The sequence below is a fragment of the Microbacterium sp. CnD16-F genome (assembly GCF_024124465.1).
In the GTDB taxonomy this organism is placed as follows: Bacteria; Actinomycetota; Actinomycetes; order Actinomycetales; family Microbacteriaceae; genus Microbacterium; species Microbacterium gawkjiense.
Window position 1 is genome coordinate 1 of the sequence record NZ_JAMXSA010000120.1, and the last position, 1,300, is coordinate 1,300.

Genomic DNA, 1,300 nt, shown 5'->3' on the forward strand with positions numbered 1-1,300 from the left:
CGCCTCGATGAGGGCGCGGTACACGTCCTCCGGCCGGGTCGCGAGGGTCTGGCCGACGACGAGACCCGAGAGCTCGTGGTCGACCAGCACGGAACGGTTGCCGCTGTGCCAGTCGAGCGCGACGAGCCCGTGCTCGCCGACCTCCTGCTCGGCGGCGAGGGCGGTGAGGTGCTCGTGCACGCTGCGGCCGGCGGCGGCCGCCTCGGCGTGCACGTAGGGCGGCACGCCGTGCTCGACGAACCACCCGAAGATGTCGCCGACGCCGCTCTGCCCGGCCTCGTAGCCCCAGCTCCCGGCCACGATGCCGCCGTCGACCACACCGCACATCCCGGGCACCTCGCGCAGCACCCCGGCGCTCATCACGTGGCACGTGGAGGTGCCCATGATGGCCACCATCTGGCCGTGGTCGACGGCCTGCGCGGCGGGGGCGCTGACGTGCGCGTCGACGTTGCCGACGGCCACCGCGATGCCCTCGGGCAACCCGGTCCATGCGGCGGCACGGGCGGACAGGGAGCCGGCGCGGTCGCCGAGCTGGCCGATCGGCTGCTCGACCTTGGTCTCGACGTAGTCGGCGAACGCCGGGTTGAGCGCTGCGAGGAAGTCGGCCGAGGGGTAGGCGCCGTCCTGCAGGACGCCCTTGTAGCCCGCGGAGCACGCGTTGCGCACGTAGGCGCCGCACAGCTGCCAGACGATCCAGTCGGCCGCCTCGACCCACCGCTCCGTGCGGGCGTAGACGTCGGGGTCCTCCTCGAGCAGCTGCAGCCCCTTGGCCAGCTCCCACTCCGACGACAGCAGGCCGCCGTAGCGGGCGAGCCACGACTCCCCCCGCTGCTCGGCGAGCGCGTTGATGCGGTCGGCCTGCGCCTGGGCGGCGTGGTGCTTCCAGAGCTTGACGTAGGCGTGCGGCCGGTCGGCGTACCCGTCGACCTCGTTCAGCGGCGTGCCGTCGGCCCGGGTCGGGCCCATCGTGCAGGCGGTGAAGTCGGTGGCGATGCCGATCACGCGGCTCGGGTCGACGCCGGCGGCCTCGACCGCGGCGGGGACGGCGACCTGGAGCACCTCGCGGTAGTCCTGCGGCACCTGCAGCGCCCAGTCGGGCTCCAGCGCGACCTCGGCGCCACCGGTCAGGCTCGACGGCAGGCTCCGCTCCAGCACCGCGTGCCGGTAGGGGTGCACGGCCGAGCCCAGCTCGGTGCCGTCGGACACGCGCACCACGAGGGCGCGCCCCGAGCGTGTGCCGTAGTCGACGCCGACGACGTAGGCGTCGTCGTGGTCGTGCTGGTGCGCGCTCATCGCCCCC

1 protein-coding gene is annotated in these 1,300 nt (G+C 74.3%); it reads right to left on the reverse strand.

Annotated elements, in window-relative coordinates; translation table 11 throughout:
* On the reverse strand, nt 1–1,293 hold a 1,293-nt coding region (gene araB, locus NH287_RS15040), incomplete at its 3' end, for a ribulokinase (RefSeq protein ID WP_253036256.1).
* Nucleotides 1,294–1,300: the final 7 nt, after the last annotated feature.